This window comes from Lacinutrix himadriensis, from assembly GCF_001418105.1.
GTDB classification, from domain to species: domain Bacteria; phylum Bacteroidota; class Bacteroidia; order Flavobacteriales; family Flavobacteriaceae; genus Oceanihabitans; species Oceanihabitans himadriense.
In genome coordinates, this window is the sequence record NZ_LIQI01000024.1 from 179,448 (window position 1) to 205,014 (window position 25,567).

General features: G+C 31.1%; 28 protein-coding genes. 16 read left to right on the plus strand and 12 right to left on the minus strand.

The genetic code is table 11. The features are described 5' to 3' along the window. Nucleotides 1-14: 14 nt before the first annotated feature. The 5 genes from AMD28_RS12560 (at nucleotide 15) to AMD28_RS12580 (ending at nucleotide 4,653) form a co-directional block, all read left to right on the plus strand. Nucleotides 15-992 carry a PorP/SprF family type IX secretion system membrane protein gene (locus tag AMD28_RS12560; RefSeq protein ID WP_055444489.1) on the plus strand — a complete coding sequence of 326 codons (978 nt, stop codon included), beginning with the start codon at nucleotides 15-17 and terminating at the stop codon, nucleotides 990-992. A gap of 200 nt (nucleotides 993-1,192) precedes the next feature. Further along, a complete protein-coding gene (locus AMD28_RS12565; protein WP_055444490.1) occupies nucleotides 1,193-1,963 on the plus strand; it encodes an MlaE family ABC transporter permease in 771 nt (256 codons plus the stop codon). A gap of 4 nt (nucleotides 1,964-1,967) precedes the next feature. Next, nucleotides 1,968-2,747: an ABC transporter ATP-binding protein gene (locus AMD28_RS12570; protein WP_055444491.1), complete on the plus strand. Its 780-nt coding sequence runs from the start codon at nucleotides 1,968-1,970 to the stop codon at nucleotides 2,745-2,747. 14 nt (nucleotides 2,748-2,761) lie between these two features. After that, nucleotides 2,762-3,754, plus strand: a complete 993-nt coding sequence (locus AMD28_RS12575) for an MlaD family protein (RefSeq protein ID WP_055444492.1) — start codon at nucleotides 2,762-2,764, stop codon at nucleotides 3,752-3,754. 128 nt (nucleotides 3,755-3,882) lie between these two features. Beyond that, nucleotides 3,883-4,653, plus strand: coding sequence for an RNA polymerase sigma factor (locus AMD28_RS12580; RefSeq protein WP_055444493.1), 771 nt, complete (start codon nucleotides 3,883-3,885; stop codon nucleotides 4,651-4,653). A 66-nt stretch (nucleotides 4,654-4,719) separates the two neighbouring features. Here AMD28_RS12580 and AMD28_RS12585 read toward each other — a convergent pair whose 3' ends face one another. The 12 genes from AMD28_RS12585 to AMD28_RS12640 all read right to left on the minus strand — a co-directional run bounded on the left by AMD28_RS12585 (nucleotide 4,720) and on the right by AMD28_RS12640 (nucleotide 13,530). After that, the gene (locus tag AMD28_RS12585; protein ID WP_055444494.1) at nucleotides 4,720-5,184 is read right to left on the minus strand and encodes a pyridoxamine 5'-phosphate oxidase family protein; all 465 of its coding nucleotides are present in this window, start codon (nucleotides 5,182-5,184) and stop codon (nucleotides 4,720-4,722) included. Between the two features lie 44 nt (nucleotides 5,185-5,228). Then, entirely contained in the window at nucleotides 5,229-5,735 is a 507-nt protein-coding gene (locus AMD28_RS12590; protein ID WP_055444495.1) for a nicotinate-nucleotide adenylyltransferase, read from the minus strand. Between the two features lie 85 nt (nucleotides 5,736-5,820). Further along, a complete protein-coding gene (locus AMD28_RS12595; protein WP_241492503.1) occupies nucleotides 5,821-6,867 on the minus strand; it encodes a metallophosphoesterase in 1,047 nt (348 codons plus the stop codon). Nucleotides 6,868-7,065: 198 nt separating this feature from the next. Further along, nucleotides 7,066-7,878 carry a mechanosensitive ion channel family protein gene (locus tag AMD28_RS12600; RefSeq protein ID WP_241492504.1) on the minus strand — a complete coding sequence of 271 codons (813 nt, stop codon included), beginning with the start codon at nucleotides 7,876-7,878 and terminating at the stop codon, nucleotides 7,066-7,068. Between the two features lie 89 nt (nucleotides 7,879-7,967). Then, nucleotides 7,968-8,264, minus strand: a complete 297-nt coding sequence (locus AMD28_RS12605; protein ID WP_055444498.1) for a chaperone modulator CbpM — start codon at nucleotides 8,262-8,264, stop codon at nucleotides 7,968-7,970. 2 nt (nucleotides 8,265-8,266) lie between these two features. Then, nucleotides 8,267-9,163 carry a DnaJ C-terminal domain-containing protein gene (locus AMD28_RS12610; protein ID WP_055444499.1) on the minus strand — a complete coding sequence of 299 codons (897 nt, stop codon included), beginning with the start codon at nucleotides 9,161-9,163 and terminating at the stop codon, nucleotides 8,267-8,269. Further along, nucleotides 9,164-9,376 carry a hypothetical protein gene (locus tag AMD28_RS12615; RefSeq protein WP_055444500.1) on the minus strand — a complete coding sequence of 71 codons (213 nt, stop codon included), beginning with the start codon at nucleotides 9,374-9,376 and terminating at the stop codon, nucleotides 9,164-9,166. Between the two features lie 78 nt (nucleotides 9,377-9,454). Then, nucleotides 9,455-10,132: an ABC transporter ATP-binding protein gene (locus AMD28_RS12620; RefSeq protein WP_055444501.1), complete on the minus strand. Its 678-nt coding sequence runs from the start codon at nucleotides 10,130-10,132 to the stop codon at nucleotides 9,455-9,457. After that, nucleotides 10,132-11,394 (minus strand): ABC transporter permease, encoded by a 1,263-nt coding sequence (locus AMD28_RS12625; protein ID WP_055444502.1) that lies wholly within the window; start codon nucleotides 11,392-11,394, stop codon nucleotides 10,132-10,134. The genes AMD28_RS12620 and AMD28_RS12625 overlap by 1 nt, the downstream gene beginning before the upstream one ends. Further along, the gene (locus tag AMD28_RS12630; RefSeq protein ID WP_055444503.1) at nucleotides 11,394-12,473 is read right to left on the minus strand and encodes an efflux RND transporter periplasmic adaptor subunit; all 1,080 of its coding nucleotides are present in this window, start codon (nucleotides 12,471-12,473) and stop codon (nucleotides 11,394-11,396) included. Before AMD28_RS12630 ends, AMD28_RS12625 begins: the two co-directional genes overlap by 1 nt. After that, nucleotides 12,474-13,085 carry a WG repeat-containing protein gene (locus AMD28_RS12635; protein ID WP_055444504.1) on the minus strand — a complete coding sequence of 204 codons (612 nt, stop codon included), beginning with the start codon at nucleotides 13,083-13,085 and terminating at the stop codon, nucleotides 12,474-12,476. It abuts the gene before it with no gap. 28 nt (nucleotides 13,086-13,113) lie between these two features. Then, the gene (locus AMD28_RS12640; RefSeq protein ID WP_055444505.1) at nucleotides 13,114-13,530 is read right to left on the minus strand and encodes a hypothetical protein; all 417 of its coding nucleotides are present in this window, start codon (nucleotides 13,528-13,530) and stop codon (nucleotides 13,114-13,116) included. Nucleotides 13,531-13,671: 141 nt separating this feature from the next. Between AMD28_RS12640 and AMD28_RS12645 the strand changes: the two genes are divergently transcribed. From AMD28_RS12645 to AMD28_RS12695, 11 genes are all read left to right on the plus strand, one after another. After that, entirely contained in the window at nucleotides 13,672-14,913 is a 1,242-nt protein-coding gene (locus AMD28_RS12645) for a PAS domain-containing sensor histidine kinase (RefSeq protein WP_055444506.1), read from the plus strand. Then, on the plus strand, nucleotides 14,913-15,965 hold the full coding sequence (locus tag AMD28_RS12650; RefSeq protein WP_055444507.1) for a response regulator: 1,053 nt from the start codon (nucleotides 14,913-14,915) through the stop codon (nucleotides 15,963-15,965). Before AMD28_RS12645 ends, AMD28_RS12650 begins: the two co-directional genes overlap by 1 nt. Before the next feature lie 75 nt (nucleotides 15,966-16,040). After that, a complete protein-coding gene (locus tag AMD28_RS12655) occupies nucleotides 16,041-16,886 on the plus strand; it encodes a universal stress protein (protein ID WP_055444508.1) in 846 nt (281 codons plus the stop codon). Between the two features lie 271 nt (nucleotides 16,887-17,157). Then, the gene (locus AMD28_RS12660) at nucleotides 17,158-18,006 is read left to right on the plus strand and encodes a universal stress protein (RefSeq protein ID WP_055444509.1); all 849 of its coding nucleotides are present in this window, start codon (nucleotides 17,158-17,160) and stop codon (nucleotides 18,004-18,006) included. A 14-nt stretch (nucleotides 18,007-18,020) separates the two neighbouring features. Further along, nucleotides 18,021-18,860 carry a universal stress protein gene (locus AMD28_RS12665; protein ID WP_055444510.1) on the plus strand — a complete coding sequence of 280 codons (840 nt, stop codon included), beginning with the start codon at nucleotides 18,021-18,023 and terminating at the stop codon, nucleotides 18,858-18,860. Between the two features lie 12 nt (nucleotides 18,861-18,872). Beyond that, nucleotides 18,873-19,706 (plus strand): universal stress protein, encoded by an 834-nt coding sequence (locus AMD28_RS12670; protein WP_055444511.1) that lies wholly within the window; start codon nucleotides 18,873-18,875, stop codon nucleotides 19,704-19,706. Between the two features lie 28 nt (nucleotides 19,707-19,734). Beyond that, the gene (locus AMD28_RS12675) at nucleotides 19,735-20,565 is read left to right on the plus strand and encodes a universal stress protein (protein ID WP_055444512.1); all 831 of its coding nucleotides are present in this window, start codon (nucleotides 19,735-19,737) and stop codon (nucleotides 20,563-20,565) included. Nucleotides 20,566-20,582: 17 nt separating this feature from the next. Continuing rightward, nucleotides 20,583-21,425 carry an ATP cone domain-containing protein gene (locus AMD28_RS12680; RefSeq protein ID WP_055444513.1) on the plus strand — a complete coding sequence of 281 codons (843 nt, stop codon included), beginning with the start codon at nucleotides 20,583-20,585 and terminating at the stop codon, nucleotides 21,423-21,425. 12 nt (nucleotides 21,426-21,437) lie between these two features. Then, the gene (locus tag AMD28_RS12685; protein WP_055444514.1) at nucleotides 21,438-22,811 is read left to right on the plus strand and encodes an MBL fold metallo-hydrolase RNA specificity domain-containing protein; all 1,374 of its coding nucleotides are present in this window, start codon (nucleotides 21,438-21,440) and stop codon (nucleotides 22,809-22,811) included. A gap of 56 nt (nucleotides 22,812-22,867) precedes the next feature. After that, nucleotides 22,868-23,317, plus strand: coding sequence for a hypothetical protein (locus tag AMD28_RS12690; protein ID WP_055444515.1), 450 nt, complete (start codon nucleotides 22,868-22,870; stop codon nucleotides 23,315-23,317). 206 nt (nucleotides 23,318-23,523) lie between these two features. Beyond that, on the plus strand, nucleotides 23,524-25,560 hold the full coding sequence (locus tag AMD28_RS12695) for a transketolase family protein (RefSeq protein ID WP_055444516.1): 2,037 nt from the start codon (nucleotides 23,524-23,526) through the stop codon (nucleotides 25,558-25,560). The last annotated feature ends 7 nt before the right edge of the window (nucleotides 25,561-25,567 follow it).

Genomic DNA, 25,567 nt, shown 5'->3' on the forward strand with positions numbered 1-25,567 from the left:
AAATACTATTTAAAATGAAAAAATTAACCATATATATTCTTTTATTGTCTTTGACAGTAAGTTATAGTCAAGAGCTAAACATACCTGTGTTTACGCAGTATTTAGCAGATAATAGTTTCGTAGTTTCTCCAACTTATGCCGGTATTGGCGACAATATAAAAATTAGAGCGAATGGATTAACACAATGGGTTGGTATTAAAGATGCTCCAGATAATCAGTCTTTATATGTAGACGCTAGACTAGGTAATCGTTCGGGTGTTGGACTATCTTTATATAATGATAGAAATGGAAACACAGTCCAAAAAGGATTTAAAGCTTCGTTTGCACATCACCTTACTTTAGATTATTACTCCAAACAATATTTGTCTTTAGGGATTTCGTATAATTATAATACGTTTAAAATTGATATCCATAATTTCAGACCTACAGAGAGCATGCCAGTAATAGATCCTAGAGTAACAGACGATAGATATATTGCGAATAATAACTTTGATATTGGTGCTTTGTATAGAAATAAAGGTTTTTATTTTAGTTTTAATGCTAGTAATATTTTACCTAAAAAGATTGATAATTTTGTTGGAGTAGAGCCAGATTTACTTTTAAATTATCAAGCATATACAGGAATCGTACTTGTAAATCCTAGAGATAAAAAAATCGAAATTGAACCTTCCTTATATTTTCAATATTTTGATAGTGATGATCGATCTAGTACCGATGTAAATATTAAAGTAAGAAAATTTAGTAGAAATGAAGATTATGTTTGGGGAGGAATTTCCTATCGTTTTCTGAATGATCAATTTTTTAATCCCTTAAACCTTGGGCCAATGGTTGGTTTTAATAAGTCTAACTTTTATTTCGGATATGCTTATCAAATCACCATAAATGAGTTGTCTGGTTATAACGCAGGTACGCATATGGTAACTATAGGATTCGACTTTTTACAAGGTATAAGTGAGTGCGAATGTACACAGACTAGATCACATGTAAAGTAAATCGTTTTATTTTTAAAGCAGAAGCGCCGTATAAAAGATGTTTTTTATACGGCGCTTTTGTAGTTTGAAATCGGTATGTTGCAATGTGTTTTTATTCTTCTTGTGAGTCCGTTTCTTTTACTTAGATATAGCGATACTATGATTTATGTCATTTTTATAGCTGTCTTTTCCAACTATATTTGAAATATAAATACTTAATAATGAGTAATTCAAATGGTTTGAAATCTTTTTTTATAGAAATTGGCGAACTTACTTTATTTGCTAAGCGCTTTTTTAAAGAAGTGTTTACCAAACCTTTTGAGTTTAAAGAGCTTATACGGCAATGCTACGCTATAGGTAATCGTTCTATTTTATTGGTTGGAGTTACTGGTTTCATTATTGGTTTAGTGATTACCTTACAAACGAGACCAACATTAGAAGAGTTTGGTGCAGAATCTTGGATGCCATCTATGGTTAGTTTATCCATTATTAGAGAAATAGGACCTGTAATTATAGCCTTAACCTTTGCAGGTAGAATAGCTTCTGGTATAGGCGCAGAACTCGGTTCTATGCGAGTAACAGAGCAAATTGATGCCATGGAAGTCTCTGGTACAAATCCTTTCAAGTTTTTAGTCGTTACAAGAATTGTTGCCGCAACTTTTATGTTACCGCTTTTAGTGCTTTTTGGGGATGCTATTGCGCTTTTTGGATCTTATATTATCGAAAATATAAAAGGTGAAGTTTCCTTCATGCTTTATTTTAATAAAGTGTTTCATGTTTTAGATTTTAGTGATCTTATTCCCGCTACTATTAAAACGTTTTTCTTCGGATTTGCAATTGCTCTTGTTGGTTGTTTTAAAGGTTATAATTGTGAAAAGGGAACCGTTGGCGTAGGAGCAGCTGCTAATTCTGCAGTAGTATTTTCTTCTATGCTATTATTTATTATAGATTTTATAGCCGTTTTTGTAACCGATATATTTTTCGATCTTTAAAATTATGAACACAGGACAAAACAATTCCAAAGCAATAGAAAACATAGAAACTAAATCTGTAATGTTAGAGATTAAGGATTTAAGAAAAAGCTTTGGAGATAATGCCGTTTTAAATGGTTTTAATTTGAAACTATATGAAGGAGAAAACCTAGTTATCATGGGGAAATCAGGATCGGGGAAATCGGTGATGATTAAATGTTTAGTTGGGTTATTACAAGCAGATTCTGGAAGTATTAAAATAATGGATCAAGAAATAAATACTTTAAACCAAAAAGACTTAAACATCTTGCGAACCGAAATCGGATTTCTTTTTCAAGGAAGCGCTTTATATGATTCGATGACCGTTAGAGAAAATTTAGAATTTCCTTTACGAAGACATAAAACCAGGTTTAAAGATGCTTCTAATATGGACGAGTTAGTAACCGAAGCTTTAGAAAGTGTAGGCTTGTTGCATACTGTAGATTTAATGCCAGCAGAACTTTCTGGAGGAATGAAAAGACGTATTGCATTAGCCAGAACCTTAATCTTAAAACCAAAGATTATTTTATATGATGAGCCTACTAGTGGTTTAGATCCTATAACCTCAAAAGAAATTATTGCGCTTATGCGAAGTATTCAAAAACAATATAAAACCTCTTCATTAATAATTACACACGATGTAGATTGTGCTAGAGTAGTATCTGAGCGTATTGTGTTACTAGTGGATGGTGTTAATTATGTGGAAGGTACGTATAGCGAGTTATCAACTTCCACAGACGCGCAAGTAAAAGCGTTCTTTAAATAATATAAATATAGAAGATGGAAAAAACAAATAGTCAGAAATTAAGATTAGGAATCTTTGTTATTCTGGGATCACTCCTTTTTATTGGGACGATCTATTTTATTGGTGAGCGCCAAAATTTATTTGCGAAAACCTTCACGGTAAATTCGAATTTTAATAATGTTAACGGATTAATAGAAGGAAATAACGTGCGTTATTCTGGTATTCATGTAGGAACTGTGAAAAATATTTTAATGATAAATGATTCCACAATTCAAGTGACCATGTTTATTGATGAAAAAATGATGTCCCATATTAAAAAAGATGCTATTGCTACCATTGGTTCCGATGGTTTGGTTGGTAATATGATTGTGAATATTATTCCTGGAGAAGGAAACGCAACCATTATTTCATCTGGAGACACCATTGCATCTTATTCTAAAATTGGAACAGGAGAAATGCTGAATACATTGAATACAACCAATGAAAATGCAGCTTTACTGACCTCGAAGTTATTAGATATAACCAATGCTATTACCAGCGGAAAAGGAACTTTAGGGATGCTTATTAATGACACAATTACGTCTAACGAGTTGCAACAAACCATTCATTATTTAAAATTAACAAGCATGGAAGCCAATAAAACTATGAAAGATATTAAGACTTTAGTTAGTGCTGTGGATATAGAAAATAGTGTTGCAGGAGTATTACTTAATGATGCGGAAGAAGCGCAAAAAGTAAAAGATATGATTTCTAATTTGAATCAATCTAGTGAAGATATAAAAACAGTGGTAGATAATTTAAAGGAAACCATTACCAATTTTAAAGAAGGAAATGGTGCCTTTAATTATATCACAGAAGATGAAGATGCTGTTAAAAGTTTGCAAGAATCTCTCGAAAATATAAATGAAGGTACCGACAAGTTTAATCAAAATATGGAAGCACTGAAACATAACTTTTTAGTTCGAGGTTATTTTAAAAAATTAGAGCGTCAAGAGAAAAAAGAAGCAGAAAAAGAAGGCGTTAAATAAAAAGTAAAATAAGTTGTTTATGTCTTTGGTTAAAATGTAGGATTCTAGTTTCAGGTGATTTATATCATATTATTTCTCGGGTATTAATCGCAACTTTATATTCTATTAATACATTATATATCGCAATTATGAAAACAGATATTAGTTATTATCAAAACAAACAAGAGTTTCGTCTATTTGTACAACAGTCTTACACTAGTCTTCTTAAATTAAAGAATGAAGGAGATAAAGAGGCCTTTAATGCTTTGGTTTTAAAAATATTGCCAAGCTTAAGGAACTATATAAATAGAGGCCTAAATGTTTTTATTAGCAACGGGAATTTCTCAAAAGGAAAATACAAAGGAGACGATATTATTGATCAGCTTTTTATTGAAATCTACGATCATATTGAAGAGGTGAAACATGAAAAAGATTTCTATGCTTGGTTGTATTTAAAAGCAGATGAAATTATGGAAGATATTCAAGTAGAAGAGGAGTTTAATGAATTCTTTTTTAAGAATATAGATACCTATTCCAAACCAGAATGGGATGCCATGGAAGAAAAATATACAAAAGATGCCGATGGTGATTTATTGTTAATTGAAGAGCTAAGCGATAGTTCATATAACCATAACGATTATGAACTAAAACCTGTTTTTGTTGAAGATAATGAAGTCGCTTTTATAGATAAAATAGATAAACATTTAGAGCAAAGTACAGTAAAAAATCATACTGCTTTTGTTGTTCATAATCTGCCATTTGCAATGCGTCAAGTTTTTGAACTATTTACAAATGAAGGTTTAACTTTAGAAGAAATAGCAGTAGTAAGAAAATCTACAATAAACGAAGTGAAGCAGTTGTTTGAAGATGCAAAACGTGCATTACAAGTGAGTTTGTTTAATCGGTATTTAAATAAATAATATAGAATTATACCAATAAAAAAAGAGCTAATATGTAGCTCTTTTTTTATGTTTTTAATTTAACGTTTATGCTTTAAAGTCTAAACGTTTTTTACCTGTTATTTCCGTTATCTTTATTAAAAATACAGCAGGAATATCATCCTTATAAATCTTGCTAGAAAAGTCGCTAATAAAGTTTGCTTTACTTTGTTCTTTCTCTAAAATAATATCTTTAATTCCTAAAGAGAATTTGTGTAAATAGGCTTTTGCATCACTACCAAAATGTTGTTCAAATTTGCCATGTACTAAAACAGATTTCCAATTGGTTACATTGTCAACATCTGCAACTAGCAAAGAAACTGTAGGGTTTTTACGCATCGCATTCATTTTGTGTCCATCTCCAGAATAGCATATTATCGCGTTGTTTTCTTTATCAAAAAAATAAGTAATAGGCACTACATAAGGTGCGCTGTTAAATATGTATCCTAATTGACCAATATAATTGTTCTCTAAAATATAATCGATTTCTTTTTTTTCTAAATTTTTAAACATGGCTATTTTGATTTAATTGTCAATGGTGTTGATTTTTAGAGCTTTTAAAGAAAATTTCCTTCTGCATCTATTTTTACTTTTATACGCTTATCTCCATTAATTAATGTGAGTTTATATTTTTTCTTCGCAATTTCACCTTCTTTATAGTTTACTAAATATACATCTTTTGTAATATCCCATTTTGGAAATCTTTTGAAAACAGCTTTTACTACAGAAATCGGTAAATCTATATCCTTAAATTTTTCAGCAGTTCTTAAAATATTCCCATCATTATCATACGTTGCAAGAATTTTTCCTTCAGGTATAATAAAATATACATCATAGAAATCATATTCATCCGTATAAACATCTAATGTTTTAATATCAAAATTTGCTGCTTTCAGTTCTAATTCTTCAACAGGAATAGCTAAGTCTTCAGCATCTGTACCATTAAGATATTTATAATTGGTATTTACCAATACAACTTCTTCTAATTCTGTGATTGTAGGTTCTTGAGCATATAAATGCATGGTTACACCAAAAATAAATAAACCAAAAATTACTTTTTTCATGTTATTGGAATTTAAAGTTACTATTATATAGTATTAAAAGTATAAATACTATTTGAAGACGCCTATGATAAATATCAGTCTATGCCTACAGCTTTCTTTTTAATTCTATACATGTTATTTCTGGTCGCATACCAATTCTTCCAGGAAAGCCTAGCCAGCCCAAACCACGATTAACATAAAGGTATTGTGAGTGATGTTGGTATAAGCCAGCCCAATGTTTGTGTTTATATTTAATAGGACTCCATTCTTTCTTTTTAATTTTTATTCCTGCCTGCATACCGTGTGTATGACCAGATAGGGTTAAGGCTATATCGGTTTTATCAATAACCTCTTCATTCCAATGTGTTGGATCATGAGATAATAATATTTTAAAAGGAATAGTTTGGACTTCACTTAACGTTTTTTGTAAATCACCATATTTTTTAAACGGTGGATTTCCCCAGTTTTCAATACCAAGAATGGCTATTCTTTCTTTATTACGAGCAATTATATGTGCTTCATTTAATAAAAGATTAAAATCTATTTTGTTGAAAAACGCTTTTATCGCTTTAAAATTTGCTTCCTTTTCTTCTTCCGTATCCCAATTACTATAGTCTCCATAATCATGATTTCCTAAAATGGCATATTTACCTTTTTTTGCGGTTAGTTTTCCTAAGGTGTTTTCCCAACCATTTAATTCCCAAGCATAATTATTTACTAAATCTCCAGTAAAGCATATATAATCTGCATTTTCATGATTTATTTTTTTTACTGCCTTTTCTAATAGATGGTATCGATAATTAAAACTCCCTAAATGTAAGTCCGAAATTTGTATAATCTTTAACCCGTCAAAAGACTTTGGAAGGTTTTTAAAAGTAACTTTTATATGATGTATTTTAAAATGATAAGCAGATTTAAATATGGCATTTACAATAACAAAAAAAGGTAGAAAACCAGAGAATAAACCTATTAGAGGAATGACGATAAGCGACTGTCTTTCTGTTAATATATAGTTTGAAAAATAGAAGATAGAAATTACAATTATAAAAATTATTTTAGGAATAAAAGAAGATACAGTAAGTCCGTATAAAGACGATATAAGTAATTGTTTTTTCTTTTGGTCTACATGATCAAGTCTTATTTTTAAGACCATAATTGCTGTAATTAAACCTACTGTAAATACCCAAAAAAGTATATGAATTACTGTCGTTAAAAAGGGATATGGAATAAGTTGTGTAATTGATTGTAGCCAATAAAAAGCAAGGGAATCAATAACCAAAATTGCTAGGCATAATAGGACTATTTTAAATATAGAATGGCTTCGCATAATCGTTTGAAAACTCTAAAATGGTTATTTTTTAACTTCTATTTCAGGTATTTTAATTAGTTCAATAGTAGCAGATGCTAAAATGACTTTACCATTTGTAGCTTCAATTTCTTTTCTAATAATATCGTTTAATACGTGTTTTGTGTATCGTCTTTTTTTATAATCGACGATATATCTTAGGTTAAATTGTATCCAATTGTCTGTTAATGTAGTTGCTAGTGTAGGTTCTACCATAGCATCTTCAACATAATATTTATTTACAACTTCCTTCCATTGGTCTTTAGATGCTTTGGTATATTCGGCAAGTGTGGTGGTTGCTGCTTCAATGATTATGGATTTCGCAAGTTCTATGTCAGAGCCATATCGTATGGGTAAATTAAACTCGTCCCAAATAAAAGGGAAATCTTTAGAGTAGTTATAAACCGGTCCTTTAAACACAAATGCATTGCTCAGTTTTACAATTCTCCCGGTGTAATTATCACTTTGCACCCATTGTCCAATTTCCATCATGGTGGTGTAAATACTATCGACATCAATAACATCTCCTTTTATGCCGTTAATTTCTATTCGATCTCCGGGCTCATATACTTTTACAATAAAGATATATACAGAACCTGCAATACTTAATATTAATTCTTGTAATGTAAATGCTAATCCTGCGGAAAGCAATCCTAGCGTAACGGTAAAGTCTTTAATGCTTCCAGTAAAATATAAAATGGTAATAAAGGCCAGTATAAAATAGCCTAGTAATTCTACACCTTTTTGCGACTTATATCTTATCGAAGTATTGGCAATATTTCGTTTTAAAAATCTTCTAATAAACTGAATACACAACAATACAAATACAACGATTATAAGGTATTTAAGAATAATTTTTACAAGAGGATATCTTGAAATAATTGCTGTATGTTCTCCATTATTGTGGTCTATAAATCTTCGTAAAGTCTTAATGTATTCTGAAGGGATATTACTTCACTTTGCAGGTTTTCTACACGTTCTAATAAATTATATACAGCATCTAAACCTTCTAAATTTATATGAAGATCAAAGTGCAAACGCATTAATTTTTCAAGCTCGTTAAGTTGTGTTGTTTTAATATAATTATCATCATCTGAAACCACAATCTCTATCAGTTCATAATCTTGTAAATCATTAATAAACGTTACTGGCACATTATAATGGGTACAAAAGGTGGTTATAGAAATTAAATCTGTTACTTCCATAATTATCTTAGTTTTTGAAGTTCTGTAAATAATTCTTTCTCTTTATCTGTAAGTTTTGTCGGCGTTTTTATTTGATAGGTTATGTATAAATCACCAAATTGTCCTGATTTTTTGTACTTCGGAAACCCTTTTCCTTTCAACTTCACTTTCGTTCCGTTTTGTGTTTCTGGTTTGACTGTTAACTTAACTTTACCGGTAAACGTGTCTACCATTAAATCGCCACCAAGCATTGCGGTGTATAAATCTAAATCTACAGTGGTATAAAGGTTGTCTTTATCTCTTTTGAATTTTGTGTGATTCTGAATAGAAAACTGAATTAGTAAATCGCCATTCGGACCACCATTAACACCTTTTCCACCATGCCCTTTAATCTTAATGGTTTGTCCGTTTTCTACACCAGCAGGAATAGTAATTCGTATGTTTTTATTATTTACAGTAAGTGTACGCTTGTGCTCTTCGTAAACATCTTTAAGATCTAACTGAAGTTCTGCATTAAAATCTTGGCCTCTAAATCTAGAATTTCCCTGGCTTCTTCTTCCTGAAGATTGACCTCCAAACATGTTGCCAAAAATATCTTCAAAATCTCTCTCGCTATAACCTCCAGAACCTCCTGCTTGCCCTTGATATGCTCTTTGTTGCTGTTGCTGCTGTTTTGCTTGTTCGTAGGCTTCCGAGTTTTGCCAATGCTCTCCATACTTATCGTATTTTTTACGATTTTCAGGATTACTCAATACTTCATTAGCCTCATTAATTTCTTTAAACTTCTTTTCCGCTTCTTTATCATTCGGGTTTAAGTCTGGATGATGCTTGCGTGCTAGTTTTCTGTATGCTTTTTTTATATCTTTTTCTGACGCTGTTTTAGAGACTCCAAGTGTTTTATAATAATCTATAGCTGCCATTTATTTCAATTTATGAGTTTCTATGTGGTGTTTTAGCTCTTGTTCTAAGGTTTCCAAATAATTTTGCAATTCTGGAATACCTACATGTGGATGTTCTTCCGAAGGAATTGTAACAGGTTCTTCTAATAAGAAAGTATACAATTCGGGATAATTAGTTTCTATATTAGTGGTTAATTGGGTAATCTGCCTATATAATTCTTGTTTTGTTTTCATACCTAACTATTTTAATAACTATAAATTTACTCATAAAAGTAATAGCTTTAACTGATTAATATCAGTTTGAGTAATTAATTATTCGTGAATTATTCTGCCATCTTCCATGGTGATAATTCTATCGGTGCGATTGGCAAAATCTTCATCATGGGTTACAATTAATAAGGAAAGATTTTCTTCTACACTTAGCTTTTTAAATATATTAAAGACATTATCTGCATTATGACTATCTAAGTTTCCTGTTGGCTCGTCACCCATAATTATTAATGGATTATTGATCAGTGCTCTTGCTATTGCAACACGTTGTTTTTCGCCACCAGAGACTTGAGATGCGCGCTTATGTGCCAAATGTTCGATGTTTAAAATACGTAGTTTTTCAAGTGCATCTTTTTCAATTTCTTTGACGCTTTTTTCTCCTAGTTTTTTGGCAGGAAGCATGACGTTTTCTAATACGGTAAACTCTGAAAGTAAATAATGAAATTGAAATACAAAACCAATATGTTTATTTCTAATTAGCGTTAATTTTTGTCTGCTGTCTCCCGTTATCAAATCGTTATTCAAATACAGTTCTCCTTCGTATTCTGTATCCATAGTAGATAAAATGTACAATAAGGTAGATTTTCCACAACCAGATTTTCCCATTATGGAAACAAATTCTCCTTTATTAATTTTAAAGTTAATATCCTTAAGCACATGAAAAAGTACAGGCTTTTTAAAGTATTTGTTTATATTTTTTGCTTCTAGAACTGTTTCCATTATTGTCCTCGTATTATTTTTACTGGATCTATTTTCTTTGCTTTTAGTGATGGCAAATAGCCTGCGAAAAAAGTAGAGATGATTGCAAAAGAAAAACCTATTACATAATACCAAACATTAAAATCAATAGGATACGTATCTACTTTGGCTAATGCTTCTGTTTTAAACGGAATAGTGCTAATTATATTTGTAAATATTAAGCCTATTAAGAGTCCTAGAGCACCACCAATGACACCAATTATCAACGCTTGACTCATAAAAATGTACTGCACATCATTACCCGAAAAACCGATTGCTTTTAAAATGGCAATGTCATTCATTTTTTCATAAATAAGCATGCTTAAAATATTATATACACCAAAACCAGCAACTATTAATAAGGCTATAGAAACGGCGTAAGTAATCATATTTCTAACACTTGTTCCTGTTTCAAATTGTGCATTTGCAGTTTTAATATCTATTGCTGTTACATTAAATTGCTGTTCTGTTTTTTTAGATAAGGATATTGCTTTTTCAATATCATAAAGCTTCACATTAATATCTGTGATATAATTTTCGGCTTCCCCTAAAATACGCTGTACCGTTTTTATATTTACAAAACTTTGAATCGCATCAATATCGGAAACACCACTTTGGTACAACCCCACAATTTTTAAAGGGAATAGATCTCCTTTTATAGTGCTTATTTGTACTCTGTCTCCAACAGATAATGCCATTTTTTTTGCAATACCAGAACCTAATAAAATACCGTTTTCTGTATTTTTAAGTTTTTCTGGAGAACCTGCAATAATGTAATCTCTAAAATTAAATAATCGAGCTTCATCAATTGGTTGTATTCCTGTTAAGTTTCCAGCTATTTCAATAGATCCAGCTATGTAAAATATTTGTGTTTTTATTTGTGGTATGGCACCTTTTACATCTTTGTTTTTATTTAAAAAATGAATGATTGGTGAGGCATTGTGAATTTTTTTCTGACTTAATTTCGGTTTAATAGAATGCACCACATTAAAGCTGTTTTTAAAAGCATCATATATATCGACTGGTTGCTTTTTTGAAGGTTCAATTTCATTATAAATATGAATGTGAGGCGTTTGATTTAAAATTAAATCATCTAACATATTATTTAAACCTGTCATAAAACTAACCAAAGTAATGTATGCACCAATACCAAAAGTAACCCCTAAAGCAGCAATGGCAGTAGACTTAAATTTGGTTAATAATTGCTTTTTAGCAATGTCTATTATGACGGTCCAGTTTGCCATTATTCTAGTTTATAGATATAGGTGTCTTTGTTTATTCCGCTTAAGACTTCTATAAATTCCATGTTTTCTAAACCTGTTGTAATAGGTGTTAAACCATCATCGGTTTTCACTTGGTTATTATCTGTGATGTAACTTTTTGGAATTGTTAAAACCTTGCCTTTTTTAGATATTATAATATTTGCTTCACCCGAAAGCCCTGGATATAATACTTCTGGAGGATTTGTAAAAATAGCTTCCACTTTAAAGGTTTGGTTGCGTTCGTCTTTTTTAGGATATATTTTGGACACTTTTCCTTGCAGTACTTTGCCAGTATAAGCATCCAATGTTATTAAAACATCTTGGTTTGTTTTGATTTTTACAATATCTACTTCATCTACCAACATTTCTATAATAAATGAAGAGGCGCTTCCTATAGATGCAACAGGTTCCATGGTGTTTACTAATTCGCCAGACTCTTTGTACAGCGCATATACTTTTCCATTTATAGCACTTTTTACAGTAAAATCTTTCGTGCTAATTAGTGAGGTTTGGTAATTGTTTTGTGCTTGCTTAACACTTGTGTTTAGTTGATTTTTTGTTTGGTTGTATTTGTTTCTAAGTACTATTAAATTGTTTTGCGACAGTTGGTAGTTTAACTGTTTGGCATCAAATTCAGCTTTCGATCCAATGCTTTGCTTCCAAAGGTTTTGTTGTCTAAAAAAGTTAATAGAATCGTTTTTGTACTTCAAATTAGCAGCTGCTATTTCCTCTTTAATTCCAGCTAAAATGGCAGCGCTTCCATTGTAATTTTCTTTCGCTAGATCTAAAGACAATTTTGCGTTTTGGGTATTTAAAATGGGGGTGTTGTTTATTATTTGAACGATGGCTTGATTCTTTATAATGATATCCCCTTCTTCGACCATATTTTTATCTAAAATACCAGAAACAATAGCATAGGCTTGGTATAAGCTATCTGGTTGTATGGTGACAGAAGTATACACAGACTCGGTTAGATCTTGCTCTGTAGGAAGAATTTTATCTTCCTTTTTAGAACAAGAAATACAAAAGAAAAGTATCGCTGTAGCAATTAAATATCTCATTTAATGTTCGTCTATTTTTTTAATGTTCCATTGCTTGTTTTTTGTCATAACAGCTACTAGTTTTTTGGAAATGAACTGGGATGTAATCGCTGGCGCCTTCTTTAAATTTGTAGCCGATAACTCCACAGGAACTGCTTCGGTTAAATAAGTTAAAATCTTACCGGAAGGATCTATAACGACTTGAAAATATTTGTATTCTACTATGTTCTTGTTAAGTAGGTTGTTTTTACCTAAATCTACTTTTACTAATTCTAAAGCAATAGCAGAATGATTCGTAAAGGTCGTCGCGTTTAAAAACTGAGGCTCAATAACTGTTTTTCCAGATGTATCGATAAAACCATAATAGTTAATACCATTCTTTTGTTGTTGGATTAAACATCTTTCGTTGTTAAAAACCGGATAATTACCAGCCTCCGTTTTTGTTTCCACTAAATCCTTTCGGAAATCTATAACAATAGTACCTTCTTTATTTATAAAAGCCCATTGGTTATCTTTTTTAATAGCCGCTAAGTCCTCATTAAATGTTGAAATGTAGTCTATGTTTTCTGTGGTTTGTGTAAACCCGAAAATTGGGATTAGTAATAATGCGAATAATAATATTAATTTTTTCATGATCTAATTATTTATGATTATTTTAAAGTTATATATCTGTCTTCTTTAATTCCATGTCTAATCTAGCAAGTAGTATCAGTTCCGATTTGTTTTTACCAGCAAAACTACTAGCAATCGCGTTTGCAGTCTCTAATATTAATTGATTAATAGATGGAGAAAATAAATAGTTTTGTGCCTTTTTATAATTTATAAAATCAGCATAGCATTTTTCTACATCTAAATTGTTTTCACGGTGCAGTATATCGAAAACAAATTCCATTTGGTAAGCAGCATCAGAACCAAATGCATCCTTTAAATCATCTACTTTTAGCCATTTCGACTTTATAATTTCCTTCAAGGTTTCTACCTCTAAAGGCGCAACACTATTGTCTGCAGCAGCTATTGCGTAAAATAGATTTCCTAAGTTTTGATAAAAACTTTGTGTCAATTTGTAATTTTTTTTCATACTAAAAATGTTTACTAGTATAAATCTAATTACTTGTTGGCTATTAAATTATGATATTAATCAGTTATTAGATTTAAATATGTGTGGTTTAGCTCATATAGTTTTGTATTTTTAAAGCAGTATTAAAACTTAACATTATATATGTTTAAAATAGATCAAGAGATTTTTAACGTACTTTTTCAAGCTGTTTCTGAAGGTGTAATTGTAGTAGACGAACAGCAAAACATTGTGTTTACAAACGCTTCCGCAGAGGTCATGTTTGGTTACCAAAAAGGAGAGCTTTTAAACCAAACGTTAAGTATTCTTATTCCAAAAAACTATCATGCCGGACACGGAGCGCATTTTAATGGTTTCATGAAACACAAAGAAAGTAGGCCAATGGGAAGAGGTCGTGATTTGTATGGAGCACGAAAAGATGGAAGTAGTTTTCCTGTGGAGGCTGGATTAAATCCATTTGAAATGGATGGAGAAGGGTATATAATGGCTTTGGTAATTGATATTTCTGTACGAAAGCAACAAGAAATGGAAATCCAGCAATTAAATGAAGAATTGGAAGAAAAAGTATCCCAAAGAACCAAGGAGTTAAGTACTACAATAGATAAATTAAAAGTTGTAAATATTGAATTAGATGCAGAAAATAAAAAGCGAATTGAAGCCGAAAACAAAATAAAAAATGCACTTAAAAAAGAAATAGAACTTAACGAATTAAAAACGAAATTTTTATCCTTAGTATCTCATGAGTTTAAAACACCATTAAGTGGTATCTTAACATCTACCATGCTTTTAGGTAAGTATAAGTTAGAAGAACAACAGGCAAAAAGAGATAAGCATATAGAAACGATTACCAATAAAGTACATTATCTTAATAATATTTTAAATGATTTTTTATCTATTGAAAAATTAGAAACGGGTAATGTGAATTATAAGGTGAGTACTTTTAAATTAAGTAAAGTAGTAAACGAAGTAGTTTATAATGCCAATATGCTTTTAAAGCTTGGACAAAAAATTAGTTATCCAGAAAATATTGATCATATTTCGTTAACGCAAGACGAAAAAATTATAGAATTAGCATTGTCGAACCTAGTAAATAACGCTATTAAATACTCGCCAGAAAATGCTACCGTAAAAATAATTATTAGTCAGGATAACCAAAAGACTACAATTCAAATAGTAGATAATGGTATTGGAATTCCTGAAAAAGATCAAAAAAATATATTTAATCGTTATTTTAGAGCCGAAAATGCTTTGCTAACGCAAGGAACAGGAATTGGTCTAAACATAATAAAAACCCATTTTGAAAACTTAGGAGGAACCATTTCGTTTACAAGTGAAGAAAATAAAGGATCCACATTTATAATTACAATACCTAATATTGCCAAATAATGAAAAAGATTTTATTAATTGAAGATGATATTGTTTTAAGAGAAAACACAGCAGAACTTTTAGAACTTTCCAATTACAACGTGGTTACAGCTGCAAATGGTAAGCTGGGCGTAGAAGCTGCAATTAAAGAGCTTCCAGATATTATTGTTTGTGATATCATGATGCCAGAATTGGATGGTTACGGAGTTTTAGAAGTGTTATCCAAAAATGAAAGTACCCAATACATTCCATTTATATTTTTATCTGCTAAAACGGAAAGAAAAGATGTTAGAAGAGGAATGGATCTTGGTGCAGACGATTACATCACCAAGCCTTTTCAGGAAGACGAGCTTACAAGTGCTATAGAAAGTAGAATTGCAAGAGCTTCCATATTAAAAGATATTAGAGATAAAAAAAGTAGTCAGTCTAATACGGAAGAAGAAGAGATAAGAACATTAAATGATCTTAAAAATTATTTTGACGACAATGGGAAACCTTTTACTTTTAAAAAAGGAGAGATAATATATACAGAAGGACAAAACTCAAACTATATATTTCTAGTAACTAAAGGTGTTGTGAAATGTTACAAGTTTGACGAGCAAGGAAAAGAATTAATAACTGCTTTGCACAAAGAAGATGATTTATTTGGCTATACTTCTTTTATTCAAAACATTCCATATCAAGAATCTGCAGGGGTTATTAAAGACGCAGAATTAGCTGGTATTTCTAAAGAGCAACTTGCAGATATTTTAAACAGTAATCATAAAATAACTTTAGAACTTATACAATTACTTACAGACGATTTAAAAGGAGTGAAAAACCAATTGTTAGAAATGGCTTACAGTTCTGTAAGTAAAAAAACAGCGAGTACTATTTTAAAATTTGCCGAAAAATTAAACTGCAAATCAAACCAACCTATAAAGATTTCGCGTAGCGATTTATCAAGCGTTGCCGGTATTGCTACAGAAACTTTAATTAGAACGATGTCTAGTTTTAAAAAGCAAGGTTTAATTGAAATTGAAGGCAGAAATGTAACCATAGTTGACTTAGAAAAACTGAAAGAAATTGTCTAAAATAATAGCATTATGATATTCGTCATATTTTAAAAAGGACGTTAAATTTAACTTTGTTCTTCAAGTTGAATTACAATGAATAATATATTATTACCAACAGACTTTTCAGATAACTCATGGAATGCAATTACATATGCATTGCGTTTTTATGAGAATGCGGTATGTAACTTTTATTTACTTCATGTAAATGAATTAAGCGATGTTGTGGTTAATGATTCTACCTATATTACTAGTCCAGAAACTATTCAAGAAGCATATAGTAAGCCTGCTAAAAAGAAGTTGGTAGGATTGTTAAAAAGAATATCAGAAGAGATACCTCACAATAATAACCATAAGTTTTATACCATATCCGACAATAATTTTTTTATTGAATCTATTAGAGAACAGGTGCAAGAAAAAAAGATTGATGTTATTGTAATGGGAACCAAAGGTGCATCCGGTTTAAAAAAATATATTACGGGTAGTAATACAGGGGAAGTGATAACTAAAGTGAAGTGTACCACTTTGGTGGTTCCAGAAAATGCAAAATTTAGCAAGATTGAAGAAGTTGCATTTCCTACAGATTATTCTATGAATTACAATTTGCAAACCTTGTTGCCGCTTTCGCAAATTTTAGATGCTAATCCTTCCCGTTTAAGAATATTGCACATTAGTAATGCCGATGAGAAACTAAATATTAGTCAGCAACAAAACAAAGAACTTTTAGCAGATTATTTCAATAATACGAAGTATAGTTTTCATAATCTAACCAATAAAAAAGTAGAAAATGCAATCCAGTGCTTTATTGAATCTAGAAGCATCGGTTTGATTGCTATGGTGGCAAAGAATCTTAATTATTTTCAACAAATACTATTTCATAATAAAGTAGAAAATATTAGTTATCATACCGATATTCCGTTTTTAGTTTTGCATGAAATATAGCAATTAGAATAACGAAAAAGTATGGCGCTAAATAAAAATCAAACATGACAAAAGTCATAGGTAATTGCTTTTTATTAAAGTATATTTATAGTGTAATTTAAGGAGTATATGTGATTCATTATTAATTAAATTACTTGCTATTAATCCATGAAAAAGCCAGATGCAAATCTGGCTTTTTTTATATAGCATTTTTTTGCTTTACTGATATTTGTCATATTTTTTCACAGCATACTTTGTTACATTTATTTCATTAAATATAAACACTTTAGCTATGATTAAAATACTGGTTCCAACCGATTTTTCAGATAATGCAATGAATGCTGTAAAGTATGCATTAGAGTTTTTTAAACACCAAAAAACAGAATTCTATTTCATGCATGCGTATCAGGCAGAAGTGTATAATCATAAAGAGTTAGTTAGTAGGACAGATTTTAAGGCTATCGTTGAAAGTGTTAAGCAACAATCGGAAGAAAGTTTAGCCAATCTATTAGCAACGGTAAAAGAAATCTCGCCAAACCCTAGATTTACGTACTTTACTATTTCTGCTTATAATTCCTTGCTAGACGAAGCAGATGTAATTGTAGATGGTAAAAACATAGACCTTGTTGTTATGGGAACAAAGGGGAAATCGAATCATAGTCATTTAACCTTTGGAAGCAATACTTTGCAGGTTTTAAAATATGTGCAATGTCCTGTATTGGCTATTCCTCAAAATTATAGTTATGAGAAACCGAAGCACGCATTATTTCCTACAAATTATTTAATTCCTTATAAGCGAAGAGAGTTAAAGTTAGTTTGCAATTTGCTTTCTCCGCAAAGAACAAAAATAGATATGCTTTATGTGTCTAAAAGTAACAAGTTGTCTTTCCGACAAGAAGATAATAAAGCCTTTGTTGAAGAAACAATATGTAAAAATAAAATGAGCTTTTACACTACTGATAATAAAAATATAGATAGTGCTATTAATACCTATGTTGTGGATAATAAAATAGACTTTCTTATTATGGTTAATACGCGACATTCTTACCTAGAAAATATATTGTTTCAATCTACAATAGATAAAATAAGTTTAAAAATTGCAATCCCTTTACTGGTTTTGCAAAACCTAAGACGTGAATAATTAAAATATATGTCATGAAAAGAATATTATTACCAACAGATTTTTCTAATAATGCAATGAATGCTATTACTTATGCATTACAGTTGTTTAAAGAGGAAGAATGCACCTTTTATATTTTAAATACATATACGCCAATGGTGTATCAAATGGAATATATGCAAGCGAGTACCGCGCAATTTGAATTGTTAGATATTGTACAGAAAAGCTCCCTAAATGGCTTGTCTGCTATTAAAGAGGAGATACAGAAAACGTATTTCAATGCAAAGCATACTATTGAAACGATTTCTACATTTAACACCTTAATCTCTGAGATAAAAGATCTTGTGAAGTCTAAAAATATAGACATGGTGGTTATGGGTACGCAAGGAGCATCCGATGTAAAAGGTGTTTTGTTTGGTTCTAATACCGTACATGTTATTAATTCTGTAAAGTCGCCAGTTTTAGCTATTCCAAGTGGTTTTTCTTTTGAAGGACCTCATGAAGTATTATTTCCTTCCGATTATGAAGTCAATTTTCAAGATTCGCAAATACTTCCATTAGTCGATTTAGCTTCTAATTATCATTCTCGAGTACATATTCTTCATGTTAATTATGGCGAAGCACTTTCCGAAAAACAACAAACTAACAAAGCGAAATTGGAAGGGTATTTTAAAAATATAGCACATCTGTTTCATGATATTAAAAACAAGAATATCGATGGTGCAATTAATGAATTTCAAAGAAAATCTAGAGTGAATCTATTGGTAATGATTAATAATAAACATTCCTTTTTTGAAAATATATTCTTTAAATCCACAATAAAACAAATAGGATTTCAGCTAGATATTCCCTTTTTAGTTATTCCATCTAAATAATAAATTTTATAAATGAAAACAAAAATATTATTACCTACAGATTTTTCAGATAATGCATGGAGTGCCATTGTTTATGCATTAAAGTTATATGCAAATGAGTCTTGTGTGTTTTACTTTTTGCATACTATAGATAATGAAGCATTATATGAAAGAAGTCTAGTAACCGATTATTTTCTAGAAGCATTAGAAGATGGAGCTGCTAAAGATTTATTAGAATTAAAGGAACAAGCTATTGCTTCTAATGCCAACGAAAAGCATGAATTTGAAGTGGTTTTAAGCGCCGAAAAAATAGAAGTTGCTATTAAAAAGAGTGTAGAAGAACATGCTATAGATATGGTAATCATGGGAACCAAAGGGGCATCTAAAAATGAAAAGTTGTTTTTTGGAAGCAATACGGTTCGTGTTTTAAATAAAGTGAAAGCTTGTCCGCTATTAGTAGTTCCAGATGAGTTTGATTTTGTAGAACCAACCCAAATTGCTTTTCCAACAGATTATAATCGTTTTTATAATGGTGAAGAAATTCAAGTGTTGCGAAACCTAACCGAATTGTATGATTCTAAAATTAGAGTCGTTCATATTGAAGAAGAAAAGAAGCTAAACGAAGTACAGCGATATAATATAAATGAATTAGACGAATACTTAAATCAAGTAGAACACAGTTTTCATTGGATGCCTAATTATGCTAAGAAGGCAAGTGTGATTAACGATTTTATTGTAGAATTAGACATCAACATACTTGCGATGGTGAATTATAAACACAGTTTTATTGAACGTGTTATGAATGAGCCAGTTCTTAAAAAGATTAGTTTTCATCCTAGTATTCCTTTTTTAGTTATTCCAGAATAATTTTATGTCCTAATAAATAAAAAAAACTATGAATAAAAATATTTTACTACCCACAGATTTTTCAGATAACGCATGGAGTGCAATTGCGTATGCATTAAAACTTTATGAAAATGAAACCTGTACTTTTTACTTTTTGAACTCTTTCAAGTCTGAAATTTCAAGAATGTCTAATTTGTCTAACAAATTAGCACGCGTAATGAAAGAATCTGCTAAAAAAGAGATGGTAGAATTAAAAAGAAAAGCAAGAATTGTAGACGCTAATGAAAAACACAGTTTTGAAACTATTTTAAGTTCAGAAAGCTTGTTAGAAGCTATTCACACAGTTACCACAACTCATGAAATAGATCTAGTGGTAATGGGGACAAAAGGTGCATCAAAAACGAAAGAAATATTTTTTGGTAGCAATACAGTAAGTGTCTTAAACAAAATTAAATCTTGTCCAACTTTAGTAGTACCAGATGCATATAGTTTTGTTACACCAAGTCAAATAGCTTTTCCAACAGATTATAATAAACAATATACAGATAAAGTATTAAGTCCTATTAAGGCCCTGAGTAAGTTGTATAACTCTAAAATTAGAATATTGCACATCGAAGAAGAAAAAGAATTATCTGAAACACAAAACACAAACATTAATAAGTTGAAAAAAGATTTAGCAGCTTTTGATTACAGCTTTCACTGGATGTCTGGTTATGACCAAAAAACTTCGGTGATTATTGATTTTATTAAGGAGTTAGAAATTAATATCCTAGTATTGGTAAACAATAAGCATAGTTTTATTGAAAATATTATTAATGAGCCGGTTATTAAAAAAATTGGTTTTCAACCTATCATACCTTTTTTAGTTATTCCAGAATAATTTAAAATTTTAATAAAATGGACAATGTAGATATGAATATTATAAAGTCTTCCGGAGAAAAAGTTAAATTTTCCATGGACAAACTGCGTAATTCTCTACAACGTACCGGCGCAGATCATGCAACCGTTAGTAAGATTTTAGATGTGGTTAGAGATGAATTGTATCAAGGTATTTCTACCAAAGAAATCTATAACAGAGCCTTTGCATTATTAAAAAAGAAACACAGTTATTTCGCTTCAAAATACAAGCTAAAAAAAGCAATTTATGAGCTTGGTCCAACGGGGTTTCCTTTTGAGAATTTTATAAGTGCTATTTTAAAATACTCGGGATATAAAACAACAACAGGAGATATTATACAAGGGGATTGTGTGAAGCACGAAATTGATGTGTTAGCACATAAAAATAATGAGACAACATTAATAGAATGTAAGTTTCATAACGAGCAAGGTCTTAACTGTAATGTAAAAATCCCTTTGTACATTAACTCTAGATATATAGATGTTAAAACCCATTGGAATGCGAATAAAAATAATACTTCCAAAATAACTAGTGGTTGGGTGGTTACTAATACACGTTTTACAGAAGATGCAACCCAGTTTGGTAAATGCGCAGGTTTATACTTGTTAAGTTGGGATTACCCAAAAAATGACGGGTTAAAAGATCGAATAGATAGGCTAGGACTCTATCCTGTAACCGTATCTACCTTATTAACCAACAGAGAAAAGCAATTTCTATTAAGTAGAGATGTTGTTTTGTGCAGAGATTTATTAGATGATGCTTTCTTTTTAGATCATTTAGGGATTTCAGAAATAAGAAAAACTAAAATATTACAAGAAATTAAAAAGCTTTGTAATCATTAAAATATAAAAACCATGTCAGATTATGCCAACATAACATTCTTAGGTGCAGCAGGAACCGTTACAGGATCCAAATTTTTAATGGAAGCTTTTGGTAAAAACATACTTATCGATTGTGGTATGTTTCAGGGGCTTAAAGAACTTCGCGAACGCAATTGGGAAAACCTGCCAATAACGGTAGAAGATATAGATGTGGTTTTATTAACCCACGGACATTTAGACCACGTTGGCTATTTGCCAAGATTACTAAAAGAAGGATTTAAAGGAAAAATAATTGGCACAGCTCCTACATTAGCAATAGCTGAAATTATTCTTAAAGATAGCGCGAAGATTCATGAAGAAACCGCAGATAAAGCAAATAAAGAAAAGTTTACAAAACACCAACCTGCGCTTCCTTTTTATACGATTAAAGATGCCGAAAGAACCATACTGCATTTTCAAGTAGAAGTAGAAGGTAAATGGGTTGCTTTTACAGAAAACATCTCGTATCGCTTTCAGTATAACGGACATATCATAGGAGCAACTTTTATCGAATTAGATATTAACGGAAAACGATTCGTCTTTTCTGGAGACATTGGTAGAACTGATGATTATTTATTGAACGATCCTAAAAAACCAGAATGGGCAGATTTTCTTTTTATTGAAAGTACCTATGGCAACAAATTACATCCAAAAGAAGATGTAGAAGCGAAGCTATCCCAAATAATAAAAGAAACCATACATAAAAATGGAAATCTAATTATTCCAAGTTTTGCCGTAGAACGTCTGCAAACACTTATGTATATTCTTTGGAAATTATATAAAGAAAACAAGATTCCGAACATTCCAATTTTTGTAGATAGTCCAATGGGAAATAACGTTTTAGATGTTTTTAAACGCTTTCCAAAATGGCATAAATTATCTCCTGCCGATTATAATGCCATGTGTAATCATGTGAATATTATTCAATCATACAAAGAAACTTGGGAAACCATAGACGATAAAAGATCCAAAATAATTATTGCCGGAAGTGGTATGGTAACTGGAGGACGCGTTTTAACCTATTTGCAACAGCTTATAGATCACGCTTCAACAACTGTTTTGTTGGTTGGCTATCAAGCCGAAGGAACTCGAGGAAGACAACTGGAAGAAGGCGCACATGAAATTAAATTCTTCGGAAAATATTATCCGGTAAAAGCAACCATTAAAAAGATAGATAGTCTTTCTGCACATGCAGATCAAGAGGATTTAATACGCTGGATGAGTAGCATTAAAAATGTTCCAGAAAAAATATATCTAATTCATGGAGAACCAACAGCATTAGACGCTTTTAGAGTAAAAATTAAAGATACTTATAACTGGAATGCTACCATTCCGAAACTTTTAGATTCCGAACAAAACTTGATTTAAGCGTATTCGAAACCTATTTTAAAACCTATTTATTTAACTTTTAATAACAACACATTATGATAACTACAAAAACACAAGAGAAATACTTAGAACTAATGAATGCTACAGAAATGCACGAAGCATCCAAGAAATGGTATTCCGAATTAAGCTTCATTAAAGACGAACAATTATTTTTTGACGATTTAGTAACCACCTACACAATGCAATTACTAGACAAAAATGAATTTGCAAACAATAAAGAAATTGTAGATGTTTTAAACCGATCACAAAAAAGAAACGATGATCTTTTAGATATTGTTCAAACGCACATCAATGATTTAGAGGTTTTAGTAGATAATATAAAGCAGCCAAAGGAAGAAGTAGGATATAAGAAAGAACATAAAGAGCTTGTTAAAGTGATTAGCGAATTTTTTATAGACTATAAAAATCTGAAAATGCAACTGTTTGAAATTTTTAAAGAAATTCTAAAAGATGAAAAACAAATCCGTTTAATAAATAGAGAATAAACTCAAGGATTTCATTTTTAATATTTTAAAACGTAAAACATTGCTTTTGGTTTTTATTTTATTGGAAGGAATAGAAGTTGTTTATAAAATGGTAATAACCTTAATAATTTATAACAGATTAACTATTAATTTCATGAAATAATCAGCATCTTTGCATCGTTAATTACAACATAAAAAAGTTTATTAAACGTATCAAAATATAAAAAATGAACAAGCAAATTGACCAACAAGCAGCAGATAACATAAGAGCCTTGGCAGTAGCCATGGTAGAAAAAGCCAACTCAGGACATCCAGGCGGACCAATGGGTGGAGCAGATTTTATGCATATTCTGTATTCCGAATTCTTTAACTACGATCCGTCAGATATGACATGGGCATTTAGAGATCGATTTTTTATGGATGCTGGTCATTTATCTACGTTAATGTATGCGCAATATTATCTTTTAGGAAATTACAAAAAAGACGATGTAGCAAACTTTAGACAATGGGGATCTATAACTCCTGGTCATCCAGAAGTAGATGTTGCTAGAGGTGTTGAAAATACTTCGGGACCTTTAGGTCAAGGACATACTATGGGTGTTGGAGCTGCAATTGCTGCCAAATATTTACAAGCACGTTCTGGAGATTGGATGAATCATAAAATATATGGTTTTATTTCGGATGGAGGAATTCAAGAAGAAATTTCGCAAGGAGCAGGTAGAATTGCTGGTCATTTAGGTTTGAATAACTTTATTATGTTTTTCGATTCTAATGATATTCAATTATCGACTTCTACAGATGAGGTAACTTCGGAAGATACCGCAATGAAGTATGAAGCTTGGGGTTGGAAAGTAGTAACTATCGATGGTCATAATCATGACGAAATTAGAAAAGCGCTAACAGACGCGAATAACGAAACAGAAAAACCGACTTTAATTATTGGTAAAACAATAATGGGTAAAGGTTGTGTTACTGAAGATGGAAGTAAGTTTGAAGGACATTGTGAATCTCACGGACAACCAATTAGTAATACAGGAGCAGATTACGAAAAAACATTATTAAACTTAGGAGCAAATCCAGAAAGTCCTTTCGATATTTATGAAGATGTGCAAGCATTTTATAAAAATATTGTAGCTGAAAAAACAGCAAAAGCGGCCGAAAAGAAAGCAGAAATTACTACTTGGAGAAATGCAAACGAAGCATTAGCTACTAAATTGGACTTCTTCTTATCTGGGGAATTACCAGAATTAGATTTTTCTACTATCGAGCATAAAGCAGGATTGGCAACAAGAGCTGCTTCCTCTGGAGTGCTAGGGTATTTAGCAGAGAATGTAGAAAACATGATTGTTTCTTCTGCCGATTTATCCAATTCAGATAAAACAGATGGTTTCTTAAAGAAAACACACGCTATTCAAAAAGGAGACTTTTCAGGTTCTTTCTTACAAGCAGGTGTTGCCGAGTTAACCATGGCTTGTATTGCAAACGGATTAGCATTACACGGAGGAGTTATTCCTGTAGTAGCAACATTCTTTGTGTTTTCCGATTATATGAAACCTGCAATTCGTTTAACTGCTCTTCAAGAATTAGGTGTGAAATTTGTTTGGACACATGATGCATTTAGAGTAGGTGAAGATGGACCAACACACCAACCAATTGAGCAAGAAGCGCAAATACGTTTATTAGAAAAATTAAAAAACCATAGTGGAGATCCTAGTTTCTTAGCGTTACGTCCTGCAGATTCTGCAGAAACTAGCGTGGCTTGGAAAATGGCTTTAGAAAACAAAAGCAGACCAACTGGTTTAATTTTATCTAGACAAGGAATTAAAGATATCGAACCTCAAGGAGATTCCAGATATAACGAAGCTTTAGCTGCCGAAAAAGGTGGTTACTTAGTAAAAGAAGTAGCAAATCCAGATGTGGTTTTAATTGCAAACGGATCGGAAGTTGCAACATTATTTGCTGCAGCAGAAATATTAGAAAAAGAGAATAATTTAAAAGTGAATATCGCTTCTGTAATTTCAGAAGGTGTTTTTAGATTACAATCTAAGGAATATCAAAATAGCGTCATTCCTAAAGACAAACCATTATTTGGTTTAACAGCAGGTTTACCAGTAAACTTAGAAGGTTTAGTTGGTGATTCTGGTAAAGTTTTTGGTTTAGATCACTTTGGTTATTCTGCACCAGCAAAAGTATTAGACGAGAAATTTGGCTTTACTGGAGAAAAAGTAAGCAAACAAGTATTAGAATATTTACAAACCGTATAACATAATA